The 697-nt window shown below is 41.9% G+C and carries 1 pseudogene; it reads left to right on the top strand.

Annotated features, from left to right (window positions below):
- Positions 1–201, top strand: a pseudogene (locus tag BCV73_RS34675) (recombinase RecA); the annotation flags it as partial.
- Positions 202–697 lie beyond the last annotated feature (496 nt).

Here is a 697-nt window from a genome sequence, read left to right as displayed (position 1 = left end):
GAACTGAATGTAGTTGAAAAATCAGGTTCGTGGTTTTCTTATGCCGGTGATCGTTTAGGGCAAGGCAGGGAGAATGCTAAGCAGTTCTTAAAGGAACATCCGGAGATAGCTTCCAAAATCGACAGTGAGATCCGCGGATCTGAGGTAAAGCTGAAACCGGTTATGGAAGAAGCGGAAGATCGGGAATTTGCAGCCGGATAACATGGGAACGTATGATTGCATTTTAAAAATCACAATGCTATAATATTCCTGTAATTATCTTTACCTCTACACTCCCGTTTGCCGGAGAGAAGAGTTGCCTGTATAGGCTATAATTGTTGTACCTCCCCTACAAAGCTTTATAGCTGAGGATTAAAGTAGGATAAAGTCATTACCCCCGACATCTCCAGTGCTGAGAACAAGGGAAGAAGAGTACCGAAAGGCTCTGATAAAGGTCAAACCGCACGCACATGTGTAATTTAATGTACTGATAATGAATTAAAGCCGATTTTTGCATGGATTCGTCCGTGCAGAGATCGGCTTTTTTTATTTTCAAAAAAATGAAAGGGTGATCGAAGCATGTTTATGCACTGGTTCAAAAAGGGCAAGCGTCAAGATTCATTAGTTTCACGTCATAAGCTGGTTCTTCCCAATGAGAGTGAGTGGACTAAGCTCAAGCTAATGTGGGAGAAATCCAGAAATAAGCATAGCCCTTTAG

It is taken from the genome of Paenibacillus sp. SSG-1, from assembly GCF_002224835.1.
Taxonomy (GTDB): Bacteria; Bacillota; Bacilli; order Paenibacillales; family Paenibacillaceae; genus Paenibacillus_AQ; species Paenibacillus_AQ favisporus.
This window is presented reverse-complemented; position numbering and strand designations above follow the sequence as displayed.